This is a genomic window from Rhodobacteraceae bacterium D3-12 (assembly GCA_025916135.1).
Classification (GTDB): domain Bacteria; phylum Pseudomonadota; class Alphaproteobacteria; order Rhodobacterales; family Rhodobacteraceae; genus JAKGBX01.
The window spans coordinates 4331975-4348267 of sequence record CP104793.1 but is presented as its reverse complement, the minus strand read 5'-3'; the positions used below and the strand labels follow the sequence as shown (position 1 = coordinate 4348267).

Here is a 16293-nt window from a genome sequence, read left to right as displayed (position 1 = left end):
GGATTTTCCGACGAAAAGCTGCTCTCCGACGCGGACCTGGACCCGGCCATCGGGCAGCGATTTGACGAAAAATCCCTGAACCGAAACACAAGAACCCATTGTGATAGTGTGTAGCATGTCAAATCCTCCCCAATGGCTTGACGAGAGTATTTGGACATAAATTTCCTAATAAATCATCAAAAAATTTATGCGTTCGCGCGATTTTTCGCACAAATTTAGGGCAAATGTGGTTGTTTTCGGTGCGGAAACCACAAAATACCGCGAAATCCTTGACCGTGCAGTGAGTTAGAGCCAGTCGCGCAGAATCGGGATCAGGGGGATATCGGCGGGCGGCATGGGGTAGTCGCGCAGTTCCGCCGGGCGGACCCATTTCAGCACCTGCCCCTCACGCGGTTGCGGGATCCCCTCCCATTTGCGGCAGGCAAAGAGCGGCATGAGCAGGTGAAACTCATCATAGGAATGCGACGCGAAGGTGAGCGGTGCGAGGCAGGACGCCCATGTGTCGATGCCGAGTTCCTCTTGCAGCTCGCGGATCAGGGCGGCTTCGGGTGTTTCGCCGGGTTCGACCTTGCCGCCCGGAAACTCCCAGAGGCCAGCCATGGATTTGCCGGCAGGCCGTTGGGCCAGCAGGACGCGGCCGTCACGGTCGATCAGGGCAACGGCGGAGACGAGAACGGTTTTCATAGGTGCGGCTCTGGTTGGGCGGGCGGGAGCGAGGGGCCAGCCCCTCGCGCTCCCCGGAGTATTTGAAGCAAGATGAAGGGATCAGGAGCGGTAATCGGCATTGATGTCGATGTAACCGTGGGTGAGATCGCAGGTCCAGACGGTGGAGGCGCCCGACCCGAGGCCGAGGTCAACGGAGACAATGATGTCCTGTTGTTTCATCAAAACGGCGGCGTCTTCTTCGCGGTAGTCGGGCGAGACCCAGCCGTTTTCAGCGACAAGCACATCGCCGAAGCGGATGCTGAGCAGGTCACGATCGGCGGCGGCACCGGATTTTCCGATGGCCATAACGATGCGGCCCCAGTTCGGGTCTTCGCCAGCGATGGCGGTTTTAACGAGCGGCGAATTGGCAATCGCGAGGCCGTGGGTTTTGGCATCGGCATCGGAGGCCGCGCCGGTGATGCGGATTTCGACAAATTTGGTCGCGCCTTCGCCGTCGCGCACCACTTGATGGGCGAGGTCGAGCATGACCGTGTGGAGAGCCGTGCGAAATTCGCTATCGTCTTGTGAGATGCTGACGCCGCTGGTTCCGGTGGCCGCGAGGAGCAGCGTGTCGGAGGTGGAGGTATCGCTATCGACCGTGATGGCGTTGAAGGTGGGATCCGTCAGTTCGGAAAGCATTGTTTGAAGGTCAGCGCGTGGCACGGCGGCATCGGTGAAGATATAGACCAGCATCGTGGCCATATCGGGGGCGATCATGCCGGAGCCTTTGGCGATGCCCGCGATGGTCACCTGTTTGCCATTCCGGGTGAAGGCGGCTTTGGCGCCTTTGGGGAAGGTATCGGTTGTCATGATCGCCTGTGCGGCGGCGGCGATGTTCGTGGCATCGAGCGAGGTCGAGAGATCGGCGAGTTTGGCAGTGATCCGATCATGCGGCAGCGGTTCGCCGATGACACCGGTGGAAGAGGTAAACACCCGTGACGCTGGCAGGCCGGTGGCGGCGGCGACAGCATCGCAGATCGCAGCGACAGAGCCGCTTCCCCGACTGCCGGTAAAGGCGTTGGCATTGCCGGAGTTGACGAGAATCGCGGCGCCTTCGCTGCTTTCCTGGTCAATTTTGGCCTGACAATCGAGCACTGGGGCGGCGCGTGTGGCGGAGCGTGTGAACACGCCCGCCACGGTGCTGCCCGGCGCCAGAAGCGCCAGCATCACATCCGTGCGCCCAGAGTAGCGCACCCCCGCCGCAACAGTGGCGAATTGCACGCCGTCGATGACGGGCAGATCGGGAAACTGTGCCGGAGCGAGCGGCGAGCGTGCGAGTGTTTTGGCCAAGGCTTACTTCTCCAGCAGGGCGGCATTGCCCAGAATGGCGGGATCAAACGCCTTTTCGTCGGGCATATCAATCTTGGCCGCTTTCTTGAGCTCTTCGATGCGGGCATCGACCAGTTCATTGCGCAGTTCGCCTTCGATCTGGGCGCGCACGGCGTCAAATTTGGGCGCTTCGGCGAGGCGGGTCTCCATGAGTTTGATCACATGCCAGCCGAACTTGGTCTTGACCGGAGCCGACACGGCGCCCGGCTCTAGCGCGACAACGGCGCTTTCGAATTCGGGGACCATGCGGCCGGTGCCGAACCAGCCGAGATCACCACCCGACGGGCCGGAGGGGCCGGTGGAGTGTTTCTTGGCGAGAGCCGCGAAATCAGCGCCGCCTTTGAGCTCTTCGACGAGCGAGATGGCGTCGCCTTCTGCTTCTACGAGAATGTGAGCCGCATGATATTCCTTGGACGGCTCGGCCTTGGCATATTTTTCTTCGTAAGCTTTCTTGATCGCCTCTTCGGACATGCCTGCGGCGACGATCGCCTCGACCGCGTCAGACGCGAGCAGGGAGCGGCGCAAGTTTGAGACCGCCAGTTCAACGCGCTTGGGCTCGGAGCCCTTCATGGTTTCTTCGAGCAGGGTCTGGTGCACGAGTTGATCAAGGATGCCTTTGAACAGCACGTCGGGTGGCAATTGGCGGTATTGCTGGGGCAGATCGCGGTGGACCAACATCATGTGACCAATGGTGATATCGGTGCCATTTACCGTAGCGACGACGGTGCTGGCGGTGGGCGAATCTTCGGCGTGGGCCAAGGTGGCGAAAGAGAGCATTGCCATAAGCGGCAGGGCGCACAAAGAGAGACGTTTTGACATCGGAAAGAACCTTCGCTGCTGTCACCGGGGAGCGTGACGTTGACACTGTGGGAGTCGACCCTTACATCGCCTTAAGACACTGGCAATCCGACCCACTTGGCGCATGTTTTAGGGTGCGCGCATCTTGGGGGCAAGCGATTGTCACGCACGAATACGTCAATAGCCGGATCGGATGGAAAATGTTGGGATTAGGAAAGATTGCCAAGAAGGTCTTCGGAACGCCGAATGACCGCAAAGTCAAGGCAACCCGTCCGATTGTGGAGCAAATCAACGCGCTTGAGCCGGAGTTTGAAAAGCTGTCGGACGCGGAGATCAAGGACAAGACCGAGGAATTGGCCAAGCGGGCGATGGGGGGCGAGAGCCTTGATGCGCTGCTTCCCGAAGCCTTTGCCAATTGTCGCGAAGCGGCCAAGCGGGCCTTGGGGCTTAGGGCGTTTGATGTTCAGCTGATGGGCGGGATCTTCCTGCATCAGGGAAATATTTCCGAGATGAAGACCGGCGAGGGCAAAACCCTTGTTGCGACCTTCCCGGCGTATCTGAATGCGCTGACCGGCAAGGGCGTGCATATCGTGACGGTCAACGACTATCTGGCCAAGCGGGACGCGGAATGGATGAGCAACGTGTTCGAGGCCTTGGGCCTGACCACCGGCGTCGTTTACCCGCAACAGCCCGAGGACGAGAAACGCGCGGCGTATCGTTGCGATGTGACCTATGCCACCAACAACGAGCTGGGTTTTGACTATCTGCGTGACAACATGAAGTCGGAGTTGGACCAGATGGGCCAGCGCGGCCACAATTATGCGATTGTGGACGAGGTCGACAGTATCCTGATCGACGAGGCACGCACGCCGTTGATCATTTCCGGCCCGGCGCAGGACCGTAGCGAGCTTTATGTCGCGATTGACAAGCTGATCCCCGATCTGAGCGAGGACCACTATACGATCGACGAAAAGACCCGCAACGTGACCTTTACCGACGAAGGCAACGAGTGGCTTGAACAACAGCTTCAGGCGCGCGGCCTTCTGCCCGAGGAACAGAGCCTTTATGACCCGGAGAGCACCACGATTGTGCACCACGTCAACCAAGGGCTGCGGGCGCACAAGCTGTTTACCAAGGACAAGGATTACATCGTTCGCAATAACGAGGTGGTTCTGATTGATGAATTCACCGGGCGGATGATGTCGGGTCGGCGTCTTTCAGAAGGGTTGCATCAGGCGATCGAAGCCAAGGAAGGCTGTGACATTCAGCCCGAAAACGTGACCATGGCGCAGGTGACGTTCCAGAACTACTTCCGGCTGTATGACAAGCTGTCGGGGATGACCGGCACCGCATCGACCGAGGCCGAGGAATTCGCCGAGATTTACGGGCTGGGCGTGGTTGAAGTGCCAACCAACGTGCCAATTGCGCGGCAGGATGACGACGACGCGGTTTATCGCACCGCGCAGGAAAAATACGCCGCCATCGTCGAGACCATCAAGGAAGCCAGCGCCAAGGGGCAACCAACCCTTGTTGGCACCACGTCGATTGAAAAATCCGAGCTGTTGGCGGACCTGCTGACCAAGGCGGGGATCAAGCACAACGTATTGAACGCACGCCATCACGAGCAAGAAGCGCAGATCGTCGCCGACGCGGGCAAGCTGGGTGCGGTAACGATTGCGACCAACATGGCCGGGCGCGGCACCGACATCAAGCTGGGCGGGAATGTCGAGTTCAAGATTATGGAGGCGATTGCCGCCGAACCCGACGCCGACCCCGAAGAGATCCGCAACCGGATCGAGGCCGAGCATTCCGAGTGGGAGCAGAAGGTCAAAGACGCAGGCGGCCTGTTCGTTCTGGCGACCGAGCGCCACGAGAGCCGCCGCATCGACAACCAGTTGCGCGGCCGATCGGGCCGTCAGGGCGACCCCGGGCGGTCGTCTTTCTTCCTGAGCCTTGAAGATGATCTTATGCGGATTTTCGGCTCGGAACGGTTGGATAAGGTTTTGTCGACCCTTGGCATGAAGGAAGGCGAAGCGATTGTTCACCCGTGGGTTAACAAATCGCTGGAACGCGCGCAGGCCAAGGTTGAGGGCCGCAACTTTGACATCCGTAAGCAGCTTTTGAAGTTCGACGACGTGATGAACGAGCAGCGCAAAGTGATCTTCAAGCAGCGGCTTGATATCATGAAGGCCAATGACCTGAGCGAGATCGTTCAGGAAATGCGCAATCAGGTGATCGACGATCTGGTTGAAACCCATATTCCGCCGAAGACCTATGCGGATCAATGGGATGGCGAAGGGCTTTATGCGGCGGCGCTTGAAAACCTTGGGATTGATGTGCCCGTGATCGACTGGGTGCAGGAAGAGGGCGTTGACGACGAAGAGATCATCGAGCGGTTGGAAAAAGCCGCTGATGAAGCGATGGCCAAAAAGGCGATTGATTTCGGCCCCGAAAACATGCGCGGCATCGAAAAGCAGGTTCTGCTTCAGACCATCGACGGCAAATGGCGTGAGCATCTTTTGACGCTGGAACATCTGCGCTCGGTCGTGGGCTTCCGCGGCTATGCGCAGCGTGATCCGCTGAACGAATACAAGACCGAGGCGTTTACCCTGTTTGAAAGCATGCTCGACAGTCTGCGCGCCGATGTGACCAAAATGTTGGCCCAGGTGCGCCCTTTGACCGAAGAAGAGCAGACCGAGATGCTAGCGCAGATGCAGCCGCAGGGTCAGCTTGACGCCGAAGCCGAAGCGGATGCGCCGAAGCCAGACCCGACCAAAGCGCTTGCCGGATTTGACGAGAACGACCCTTCAACTTGGGGCAATCCGGGCCGCAATGAGCCCTGCCCTTGTGGCTCGGGCAAAAAGTTCAAGCATTGCCACGGGCGCCTTTGATACGGCCATAACTCGGCCCTGACCGACCCTTGCCTGTGCGCCGGGGTCGGCCGGGTTAAGCCGGCGACACATCGGGTCGGCTCACCTCCGACCGAGCGGTTTTTCGCCTTAAAGCTGTCTTAATGACTCCTCCATCGGGTCATATCCACGCCTATTTGCCGCGCGATCTTTGCGGTGAGCAGATTGGCCCATGGAGGCATGCAATGGCAGATGTTAAGAGATACGCAACCGCAGGCGGCACGCTCGCTTGTATTTTGGCAATCGGGTTTTTCATGCAGAGCGGGGCCAACGCCCCCAAGCAGGAGCCCGTGGCAATCAACGGCATGGGCATGCAGCCCGCTGGCGGGGGTTTGGCCCTGTCCGAGATTGCATTAACCGCAGGCGAGGCGGAGCGCGTCACGGGTGCGCCGGTCATCACCGTGACCGATGTAGCCCCGAAAGCAGCAGAACCGGCGGCAACGCCGGTGGCCGCGACAGCCCCCAAGGCGGATGCCGGAGCGCAGGGTGATGCCAGCATCAAGGATCGTGTCATTGGCTGGATCGACCGGGACGGAAAAACACCGCAACCGACGCTGGCACAGGCCGCACCGGTGAGCGAACCGAAGGTCGCACAGACGACAGGCGAGAAGCCTGTTGAGCTGAGTTTGTTGAGCCCTAATACGCCGACCGATACCATCGTTGTGCCGCGCGAAGAGCCGAAAATGGCGGCCAATTGTGAGATCACCATGACGGCGCAGCCGATGGCAGCGGCCTTGGTCAAAGTGGCGCTTTCGGCGCCCTGCCTGCCGAACGAGCGGTTGACCATGCATCACAGTGGTTTGGTGTTCACCGACACAACCGATGCGGACGGAAAATATGAGATGGCTGTGCCGGCCTTGGCGCAGAATGCTGTTTTCATTGCATCTTTTGCCAATGGCGATGGCGCTGTTGCGAATGCGGCTGTGCCTGAGCTTAAGGATTTTGACCGCGCTGTTGTGCAATCCGAGTTCCGGGCCGGTGCTGCGCTGCATGCGTTGGAATTTGGCGCAGACTATTATGCCGACGGTCATATCTGGGCCGCATCGACGGGCGAAATTGCTGATGCGGCTGTTGGTCAGGGCGGGTTCATGATCCTGCTTGGCAACCCGGTGGTGGCCAACGCATTGACGGCGCAGGTTTATACCTATCCCAGCGGGCTCACCGAGAAGAGCGGTGACGTGAGTTTGAGCGTTGAGATTGAGGTGACTGCCGAGAATTGCGGCAAGCCGATCACGGCGGAAACCCTGCAAACCGTACGCGGCGAAGCGTCGAAAGTTCAGAAGCTGGACCTGACCATGCCCGATTGCGATGCGATAGGTGACTTTCTTGTGTTGAAAAAGCTGGTCAATGACTTGAAAGTGGCTGCAGCAACCAACTGAGCCACTTTTCACGGGGCATGACTTGAAACAAATGGTGCGTGCGGCGTTTTGCGCCGCACTCTTCTTTTTTGCAACGGCCTTTGGCGCGGTGGCGCAGGACGTCACGCTGACCTCGCATGACGGTGCGGTGGAGATCAGCGGCACGCTCAAAGGGTTTGACGGCGAATTCTATCGCGTCGACACGGTTTATGGCGTGCTGACTGTCGACGGGTCGGGCGTGCGCTGTGAGGGGCCGGGCTGCCCGAGTTTGACCGATTTCGTGGCGGAGTTGGACTTCTCCGGGGCGGGAACGATCGGAGAGCAGTTGATGCCGGCTCTGTTAGAGGCGTTTGCCCGGCGACAGGGATTGACCGTCACGCGAGAGGACATGTCGGACGGGTTTAAAGCCCTGCTGCACGAGCGCGAGAGCGGGCGGCTAAAGGCGCGGTTTTACTTTCACCTGACCAATACGGACGAAGGGTTTGCCGATTTGTTCGCGGATGTCGCAGACATTGCGATGGCCGTGCGAGAGGTGCGGCGGACGGAGTTGCGCCACGCGCGCGAGGCCGGTTTGGGCGACATGACATCACGCGGACGGGCGCGCGTTTTGGCGTTGGATGCGCTGGTGGCGGTGATCGCGCCGGGCAACCCGGTGGCGCATGTTTCGGTTGACGAACTGGCGCAGATTTTCGGCGGAAAGATCAACAATTGGAAAGTGTTGGGCGGGCCGGATGCGCCGATCACCTTACATCTGAGAGATGCGAAGTCAGGATTGGGGCAGGCGGTGGAGGACCGGTTGTTAAAGCCTGCGGGACTGACCCTTGGGGCGGAGGTGGTGCGCCATGGTGATGATGCGGCGTTGGCCAAGGCCGTGGTTGCAGATCCTTTCGGGATAGGCGTGGCGAGTTTTGCGGCGCGGGGCAACGCACAGGCGCTAGTGCTGACCGGGAGTTGCGGCTATGCGCTGGCCCCGGCGCGGCGGACGGTCAAGACCGAGGATTACCCGCTGACGACGCCTCTGTTCCTCTATCTTCCGGCGCGACGATTGCCCAAATTGGCACGCGAATTTCTGAGCTTTACCCGGTCGGTTCCGGCGCAATTGGTGATCCGGCGCGCCGGGTTTGTTGACCGCCAGCCCGAAGAAATTTCGATTGATTCCCAAGGCGATAGGTTTGCAAATGCGGTGGCTGGCGCGGGTGACGAGGTCGGCTTGGGCGAATTGCAGGACATGGTTGCCGCGTTGTGGGGGCACAAGCGGTTGACCACATCGTTCCGGTTTGAGGCGGGGTCGGTGAAGCTGGATGCGCAGTCGCGATCCAACGTGGCGCAATTGGCGCGGGAGTTGGAGGCGGGGCGCTATGACGGGCGGCGGATGATCTTTGCCGGGTTCAGCGATGGCGACGGGCCAGCGACGGGCAACAAGGCGATTTCCGAGCGACGGGCGAAGGCGGTGCAGCGGGCGGTGATCGAAGCGGCGGAGACGGCGAATTTTGACCGGGTAAAAATGGTGATCGCCGGTTTTGGCGAGGCGATGCCGATGGCCTGTGACGACAGCGCGTGGGGCCGACAGGTGAACCGGCGCGTGGAAATTTGGGTTAAGTGACAAGAGGTTGGCCGGTTTGCCCGGCCAAGAGCACCGTTAGAGCAGACCTTCGGAACGGAAGCTAAGCTCGGTCGATTTTCCGATGATCAGATGATCGTGCAGGGTCAGCCCGAGGGCTTGGGCGGCGTCGTCGATTTTGGCCGTCATTGAGATGTCTTCGGGGCTTGGCGTGGGATCACCGGAGGGGTGATTATGAACTAGAATCAAAGCACTAGCGTTGATTTGTAGGGCGCGTTTCACCACCTCTCGGGGGTAGACGGGGACGTGATCAACCGTGCCGCGGGCCTGTTCTTCGTCAGCGATGAGGACGTTCTTGCGATCAAGGTAGAGCACGCGGAACTGTTCGATGTCGCGATGCGCCATGGCCGTGTGGCAATAGTCGATCAGGGCGTCCCATGAGGAGACGACGGGGCGCTGCATGACACGGCTTCGGGCGAGGCGATGGGCGGCGGCTTCGACGATCTTCAACTCGCAGATCACCGCCTCTCCGATGCCGGAAACCTCAGACAGACGCTCTGGCGGGGCGGCGACGACGCCGTTGAAATCACCGAATGTTTCCAACAACTTGTAGGCGATTGGTTTGACATCACGGCGGGGAATGGCGCGAAACAGGACCAGTTCAAGCATCTCGTAATCGGGGAGCGCCGCCGCGCCGCCGGAGAGAAAACGCGCGCGCAGGCGTTGGCGGTGATCCTTGATATAGGAGGGGCGCGGACCGGCAGGCAGGGCGGGGGTGATGTCGACCTCATCCTCGGCAAAAAGGGGCAAGGGGCTTTCAGAAAATTGCGGTTGCTGGCTCATGCCTTGGAGATTGGCATCTTGTTGGTGAAGATTTGGTTAATCAGGCCGAAGGTTAACGATTCTTTTTTGGCGGATTTGGGGGTGACTCTCGGCTGACATCCGGCTGACTCCCGGCTGCCGGAGGATTGGGTTGTGGCATTCGGGCGAGTGTTACCCATGCGCGCGGTGGAAATTAACGCAAAAGAAAGGGTGCGTGAAATCACGCACCCTTTGGATGATTCGGGAAGGGGATGGCGGGGTGAAACCCCGCCCTACATCAAGCTCCGCCCGTACGCCAAGCGAAACGCTCCGCTGGAGCGTTTCCGGGGAGCCTGCTCGGTCCAGGGCTCCGCCCGTTCGCAGGCGAAACGCTCCGCTGGAGCGTTTCCGGGTAGCCTGCTCACCCCTTCATCGAGTCCCAGAAGTTCTTGACCGACTTGAAGAAGGTCGAGCTTTGCGGGTTGTTCTCTTCGCTCAGCTCATCAAACTCGCGCAGCAGCTCTCTTTGCCGCGACGTGAGGTTGACCGGCGTTTCGACGGCCAGTTCGATGAACATATCCCCAGCGGGACCACCGCGCAGCGCGGGCATCCCTTTGGAACGCAGGCGCATCTGGCGACCCGATTGCGACCCGGCAGGGATTTTCACACGGCTGCGGCCACCGTCGATTGTGGGCACTTCGATATCGCCTCCCAGCGCGGCGGCGGTCATGGAGACCGGGACGCGGCAATAGAGATTGGAGCTGTCACGCTCGAATATCTTGTGCTGTTCGACCTCGATAAAGATGTAGAGGTCGCCCGAGGGACCACCGCGCATGCCGGCTTCGCCTTCGCCAGCGAGACGGATGCGGGTGCCGGTTTCAACACCTGCGGGGATGTTGACGGAGAGCGAGCGATCCTTGTGAATGCGCCCTTGGCCACCACAGCTTTTGCACGGGTTCTCGATGGTCTGGCCCAAGCCCGAACAGGTCGGACAGGTGCGTTCGACGGTAAAGAAACCCTGTTGCGCACGCACCTTGCCCATGCCGGAGCAGGTCGGGCAGGTGGTGGGCTCTGCGCCGCCTTCGGCACCCGAGCCATCGCAGGCATCACAGGCCACAGAGGTGGGCACGTTGATGGTTTTCTGCAGGCCCGCAAAGGCGTCTTCGAGCGAAATGCGCAGGTTGTAGCGCAAATCGGCGCCACGCGCGGCGCGGCTTCGACCACCGCCACCGGGCCCGCCACGGCCGCCCATGAAATCACCGAAGAGATCATCGAACACGTCGGAGAAGGCCGAGGCGAAGTCGCCCTGCCCGCCGCCACGATAGCCAGCACCGGGATGACCGCCGCCGCCCATGCCGCCTTCGAATGCCGCGTGACCGTAGCGGTCATAGGCGGCTTTCTTTTCGGCGTCCTTGAGGACTTCGTAGGCTTCGTTTGCTTCTTTGAACTGTGCTTCTGCGTCGGGGTTGTCTGCGTTGCGGTCTGGGTGAAGCTCTTTCGCTTTCTTGCGATAGCCCTTCTTGATCTCATCCGCAGAGGCGCCCTTGGCGACGCCAAGCACATCATAGTAATCGCGTTTTGACATAGAGGTATCCCCTCGTCTTGGTCACCCGGAACCGCGATCGGCTCCGGGTGAACCTGCTAACGCTTACTTGCGCTTGTCGTCGTCGAGGTCTTCGAAGTCGGCATCGACGATGTCATCGTCGCCACCGGCAGCTGCGTCAGCGGCCATATCATCGGCGGCTGCTGGCTCCGGCTGTTCGCCTTCTTCCTGAGCAGCCTTGTAGATGGCTTCGCCCAGTTTCATCGCGGCCTCGGTCACGTTCTGCACGCCGCCTTTGATCTTCTCGGCGGTAGCGTCTTCCTTCTCAAGATCGTCCTTGAGCGCGGCGATGGCGAGTTCGATCGCCTCGACCGTGGTCGGGTCAACCTTGTCCGAATGCTCTTCCACCGACTTCTCGGTCGAGTGTATGAGGCTTTCGGCCTGGTTTTTGGCTTCGACCAGCTCTTTGCGCTCTTTGTCCGCCTCGGCGTTGTCCTCGGCGTCTTGGACCATCTTGTCGATGTCCTCGTCGCTGAGACCACCCGATGCCTGGATCGTGATCTTGTGCTCTTTGCCGGTGCCTTTGTCCTTGGCGCCGACGTGCACGATGCCGTTGGCGTCGATGTCAAAGGTCACTTCGATTTGCGGCATACCGCGCGGAGCGGGCGGGATGTCTTCGAGGTTGAACTGACCAAGGATCTTGTTGTCGGCCGCCATTTCACGCTCGCCACGGAACACGCGGATGGTCACGGCGTTCTGGTTGTCTTCGGCGGTCGAGAAGATCTGCGACTTTTTGGTCGGGATCGTGGTGTTGCGGTCGATCAGGCGGGTGAACACGCCACCCAGCGTTTCGATGCCGAGCGACAGCGGTGTCACGTCGAGCAGAACCACGTCTTTGACGTCGCCTTGGAGAACACCGGCCTGAATGGCGGCGCCCATGGCGACAACTTCGTCAGGGTTCACACCCTTGTGCGGCTCTTTGCCGAAGAATTTGGTCACTTCGTCAACGACGCGCGGCATACGGGTCATCCCGCCGACGAGCACGATTTCGTCGATGTCGTCTTTGGACAGGCCCGCATCCTTGAGAGCGGCCTGACAGGGTTTCAGAGACGCCTTGATCAGGTCGCTGACCAGCGATTCCAGCTTGGCACGGGTGAGTTTCATCACCATGTGCAGCGGCTGACCGTCTTTGCCCATCGAGATGAACGGCTGGTTGATCTCGGTTTGCGCAGAGCTGGACAGTTCGATCTTGGCTTTCTCGGCAGCTTCTTTGAGACGCTGGAGGGCCATTTTGTCTTTGGTCAGGTCGACGCCGTGCTCTTTCTTGAACTCGTCAGCGAGGTAGTTGACGATCCGCATGTCGAAGTCTTCACCACCAAGGAAGGTGTCGCCGTTGGTGGATTTCACTTCGAACAGGCCATCGTCGATCTCAAGAATGGTCACGTCGAATGTACCGCCGCCAAGGTCATAGACCGCGATGGTGTGGTTGTCTTCTTTATCGAGCCCATAGGCGAGCGCGGCGGCTGTCGGTTCGTTGATGATCCGCAGCACTTCGAGGCCGGCGATCTTGCCCGCGTCCTTGGTGGCCTGACGCTGGGCGTCGTTGAAGTAGGCCGGGACGGTGATGACCGCTTGGGTGACGTCTTCGCCGAGATAGCTTTCGGCGGTTTCTTTCATCTTGCCGAGAATGAAGGCAGAGATTTGCGAAGGCGAATATTTGTCGCCACGCGATTCAACCCACGCATCGCCATTGCCACCGTCAACCACGTTGAACGGCAGGTTGTGCTTGTCCTTGGCGAGATGCTCGTCGTCATAACGACGACCGATCAGGCGCTTGACGCCGAAGATCGTGTTGTCGGGGTTGGTGACGGCCTGACGTTTGGCCGATTGGCCAACGAGGCGTTCGTCTTCTGCGAATGCGACGATCGAGGGCGTGGTGCGTGCCCCTTCGGAGTTTTCGATGACGCGAGGCTGCGAGCCGTCCATAATGGCGACGCAGGAGTTGGTTGTACCGAGGTCGATCCCGATGACTTTACCCATGATTTTGATCCCTTCTAGAGTTAAGGCGATGTTGCGAGGTGCGGACCCGTTTTGGCACCCGCGCCCCGGATTTTGATGCCGCGCCGGATGGCTCCGGTGAACGACGCTTCCGGGCGTATATAAGGAGGCGAAATTGCCCCTGCAAGCGGTGTGAGGCTCTTGAAAATGCAAATTTTGCGGGTTTTTTGAATATGTGGCCGGAATAGGCAGGGTTTTATGAATTTTGCAGAGCAGATCGGGCTGCGCGGGGTGGCGGTTTATCGCAATGCGTTGAGCGTGGCGGAGCAGGAGGGCTTGGTCGATGCGGTGCGCGCGGTGGCGCGCGTGGCGCCGATGTTTCACCCGGTTACCCGCTGGGGCAAGGAAATGAGCGTTAAGATGACAAGCGCCGGGGCGTTCGGCTGGGTCAGTGACCGGCGGGGCTATCGGTATGAGCCGGTGCATCCCAAGGGCATGGCGTGGCCAGTGATTCCGCCAGAGGTTTTGCAGGTCTGGGACGGGTTTGCGCCGGGGGCTATGGGGGCCGCGGATGGGGTGGATGACCTGCGCCAGCCGGAGTGTTGCCTGATCAACTATTATGGTGAGGGCGCGCGCATGGGGCTGCATCAGGACCGGGACGAGGCGGATTTCAGCCAGCCGGTGGTGTCGGTGTCATTGGGCGACGAGGGTTTGTTCCGAGTTGGAAGTGTCGAGCGTGGCGGCAAAACAGAATCGCTCTGGCTCGGCTCCGGCGATGTTGTGGTGCTGGGCGGGGCTGCGCGGCTGGTGCATCACGGGGTCGACCGGATCAGGTTCGGCTCGGGCCGGTTGTTGAAGGGGGGCGGGCGGATCAACCTGACCCTAAGGGTTGTGACGTGAGGGCGGCGCTTACTCTGGCTTGATCGTGCAGCAGCCGGACAAAAGCACATGCCCGTCCGGGTCACGCAGCACCGCATCAACGCTAAACCCATAGGCGCGATCGCTCATCCCGTCGCTGCATTGGGCGCGGGCGTAAACGGCGGTGACAAGCCCGTCTTCGCTGCCTGCGATGAGGGCGTGACGATCGAGCCGCCCTTGGGCGCGCAGGATGGATTGCACGCGCATCAGGCGATCCGCGCCGTTGATGTCAGAATAATGCAGGGCATTGTTGCCATCATAGCTGAGCGACCAAAAAGGCTCGGTCCCGTAGCAGGAGATCTGATCAGGGAAGGCGCCGGGGGTGTGCGGCTGCGCCTTGAGATAGCGGAGCGATGCCCAGCCCGACCCTTCGCCGAGGGTGACGAGGCCCCAGCCGTTTTCAACGCGGACCACTTCGACAAATTTGGCGGCAAAGGAGAGCGCGCCGATGACCGGCGCATCACCGCGCGGTTCGGCGCGCACGTTCAGCACATCATCAGAGGCAACGCCCGTCACGTCATGCAGCGCGGGATACTGTGTCTGGGCCATGGCAAAGCCGGGCAGAAGCAACAGCACAGCCGCGAGCAAGCGGCGTGTCATCGTCTTGCGTTCCAGCTGGCCGAGGCGTGGCGGCGGGTGTAGAATTCGGCCATCAGCCCGATCATCAGCAAAACAACGCCCACCAGCAGCGGGTATTCCCAGCTGGAGTTGCGGGGATAGTAGTTGATGAAAGCGAAACCGCGCGATTGGTCAATGGTGTGGAACAGCGGGTTCCAGTCAAACAGACGCAATTTTTCGGCGGTGAGCATGTTGGCCACGAACATTTTGCCCGAAGCGATCATGTTGGCGCGTTGATAGATCGTGGTGAAGATCATCACCATCGAGGGCGCCCAGGGTTTGATCGCCAAGAGCACAACCCCCAGCGCGGCGCCGGTAAACCACGCCAGAATCAGCATCAGGAAGGTGGCGGCCGGGTCTTCGATATCGAAGGGGGTGACGCCGACGTGATAGGCAAACAGGATCAACACCAGCGACAGCACCTGAATATAGAGGGTGCCGAATGCACCGGCGGCGATGGCGATGACGGTGTTCATCGGCGCATGTTGCATCATGGCCGATGACGGCCCTTCGGACCCGGCGACGGCGGCGACCGTTTTAACGTGGGTCATATAAAGGAAAATGCCGGTCATGATGTAGAGCAGGAAATCGCCCCGGATGAGCGCGCCTTTGAGCCCGAGAATAGAGAACAGGATATAAAACGCGGCCATCATGATGACCATTTGCAGCAGGTTCATAGCAATCGACATCAGCGCGTTGCCATGGGTGTTCCGGATTGAGCGGACCACCGAATGGTAAATCAGCTCGGCCATGATGATGGCCGAGGTAAACATCGTGCGCTTGTGTCTGACCTGGAACATCGCCTGCCGATCTGCCCGTTTCAGGAAGTATAGAACGGATTCCTTGCCGTTCGGTTAGTCGCGTATCATAAGGAGACAAATGGTTTTTTCAATCAAAAGACACGCGACGCCAAATGGCGCGGCAGCGATGCAACAAGGATGGTAGCGACAATGGATTACGAACGGCTGACCGGAGTCATGCGGACGCTCGCTCTTGAGGCGGGTGCGAAGATCATGGAGATCTATGAGCGCGACGATTTCGAGGTAAAAAGCAAATCCGACGACAGCCCTGTGACAGAGGCGGATGAAGCCGCCGATGCGATCATCAGCGCCGGGTTGCGGGCGGATTTCCCCGAGGTGGCCCTTGTCACCGAGGAGCAAGCGGACAGCCACGGCCAATCGGTTGAGACCTTTTTGATTGTTGATCCGCTGGACGGCACCAAGGAGTTCATCCACCGGCGCGGCGATTTTACCGTGAACATCGCCTATGTCGAACAGGGTGTGCCGACACGCGGCGTGGTCTACGCCCCGGCCAAGGGGCGCATGTTCTTTACGCTGGCCGATGGCTCAGCGGTTGAGGAACAGGGCCCGTTTGGGGCCGAAATGGGCAAGTTAGAGCCTATTTCCGTGTCCAAGCCGGACAATGCGGCCTTGTTGGTGGTGGCGTCAAAATCGCATTTGACGGATGAGACCAAGGATTACATCGCCAAGTATCAGGTCGCGGATTTCAAGAGTGCGGGATCGAGTTTGAAATTCTGCCTTGTGGCCACCGGAGAGGCCGATCTTTATCCGCGGGTCGGGCGCACGATGGAGTGGGACACCGCCGCAGGACACGCCGTTTTGAGCGGCGCGGGCGGCAGCGTGGTGCGGTTTGATGACCACAGCCCGCTGACCTATGGCAAGGACACATTTGCCAACCCTTATTTCATCGCGCTGGCCCCCGGTGTCGACCTGAAACCAGCATAAGGGTGGCAGG

At 60.0% G+C, this 16293-nt stretch carries 13 protein-coding genes; 5 read left to right on the top strand and 8 right to left on the bottom strand.

Going from position 1 to position 16293, the window contains the following annotated elements; all coding sequences use genetic code 11:
- Positions 1 to 285 precede the first annotated feature (285 nt).
- The 3 genes from mutT to N4R57_21245 all read right to left on the bottom strand — a co-directional run bounded on the left by mutT (position 286) and on the right by N4R57_21245 (position 2853).
- On the bottom strand, positions 286 to 684 hold the full coding sequence (mutT, locus tag N4R57_21255) for an 8-oxo-dGTP diphosphatase MutT (GenBank protein ID UYV37433.1): 399 nt from the start codon (positions 682 to 684) through the stop codon (positions 286 to 288).
- Positions 685 to 765: 81 nt separating this feature from the next.
- A complete protein-coding gene (gene argJ / locus N4R57_21250; protein UYV37432.1) occupies positions 766 to 1995 on the bottom strand; it encodes a bifunctional glutamate N-acetyltransferase/amino-acid acetyltransferase ArgJ in 1230 nt (409 codons plus the stop codon).
- 3 nt (positions 1996 to 1998) lie between these two features.
- Positions 1999 to 2853, bottom strand: a complete 855-nt coding sequence (locus tag N4R57_21245) for a peptidylprolyl isomerase (GenBank protein UYV37431.1) — start codon at positions 2851 to 2853, stop codon at positions 1999 to 2001.
- A gap of 179 nt (positions 2854 to 3032) precedes the next feature.
- On the opposite strand from N4R57_21245, the gene secA reads away from it, so the two are divergent.
- The 3 genes from secA to N4R57_21230 all read left to right on the top strand — a co-directional run bounded on the left by secA (position 3033) and on the right by N4R57_21230 (position 8702).
- Positions 3033 to 5723 (top strand): preprotein translocase subunit SecA, encoded by a 2691-nt coding sequence (gene secA / locus N4R57_21240; GenBank protein ID UYV37430.1) that lies wholly within the window; start codon positions 3033 to 3035, stop codon positions 5721 to 5723.
- A gap of 203 nt (positions 5724 to 5926) precedes the next feature.
- The gene (locus N4R57_21235; protein ID UYV37429.1) at positions 5927 to 7120 is read left to right on the top strand and encodes a translocase; all 1194 of its coding nucleotides are present in this window, start codon (positions 5927 to 5929) and stop codon (positions 7118 to 7120) included.
- A 31-nt stretch (positions 7121 to 7151) separates the two neighbouring features.
- Entirely contained in the window at positions 7152 to 8702 is a 1551-nt protein-coding gene (locus tag N4R57_21230) for a phosphate ABC transporter substrate-binding/OmpA family protein (GenBank protein UYV39639.1), read from the top strand.
- 36 nt (positions 8703 to 8738) lie between these two features.
- Here the strand turns inward: N4R57_21230 and radC are convergent, their stop codons facing one another.
- From radC to dnaK, 3 genes are all read right to left on the bottom strand, one after another.
- The gene (gene radC / locus N4R57_21225) at positions 8739 to 9503 is read right to left on the bottom strand and encodes a DNA repair protein RadC (protein ID UYV37428.1); all 765 of its coding nucleotides are present in this window, start codon (positions 9501 to 9503) and stop codon (positions 8739 to 8741) included.
- A gap of 379 nt (positions 9504 to 9882) precedes the next feature.
- On the bottom strand, positions 9883 to 11046 hold the full coding sequence (gene dnaJ, locus N4R57_21220) for a molecular chaperone DnaJ (protein ID UYV37427.1): 1164 nt from the start codon (positions 11044 to 11046) through the stop codon (positions 9883 to 9885).
- Between the two features lie 63 nt (positions 11047 to 11109).
- A complete protein-coding gene (gene dnaK / locus N4R57_21215; GenBank protein ID UYV37426.1) occupies positions 11110 to 13044 on the bottom strand; it encodes a molecular chaperone DnaK in 1935 nt (644 codons plus the stop codon).
- Between the two features lie 216 nt (positions 13045 to 13260).
- On the opposite strand from dnaK, the gene N4R57_21210 reads away from it, so the two are divergent.
- A complete protein-coding gene (locus N4R57_21210) occupies positions 13261 to 13902 on the top strand; it encodes an alpha-ketoglutarate-dependent dioxygenase AlkB (protein UYV37425.1) in 642 nt (213 codons plus the stop codon).
- Between the two features lie 9 nt (positions 13903 to 13911).
- On the opposite strand, the gene N4R57_21205 is transcribed toward N4R57_21210, so the two are convergent.
- Together N4R57_21205 and N4R57_21200 are read right to left on the bottom strand one after the other, a co-directional pair.
- Entirely contained in the window at positions 13912 to 14520 is a 609-nt protein-coding gene (locus N4R57_21205) for an SH3 domain-containing protein (GenBank protein ID UYV37424.1), read from the bottom strand.
- Positions 14517 to 15338, bottom strand: a complete 822-nt coding sequence (locus N4R57_21200; GenBank protein UYV37423.1) for an ABC transporter permease — start codon at positions 15336 to 15338, stop codon at positions 14517 to 14519. The genes N4R57_21205 and N4R57_21200 overlap by 4 nt, the downstream gene beginning before the upstream one ends.
- Before the next feature lie 150 nt (positions 15339 to 15488).
- On the opposite strand from N4R57_21200, the gene cysQ reads away from it, so the two are divergent.
- Positions 15489 to 16283: a 3'(2'),5'-bisphosphate nucleotidase CysQ gene (gene cysQ / locus N4R57_21195; GenBank protein ID UYV37422.1), complete on the top strand. Its 795-nt coding sequence runs from the start codon at positions 15489 to 15491 to the stop codon at positions 16281 to 16283.
- Positions 16284 to 16293: the final 10 nt, after the last annotated feature.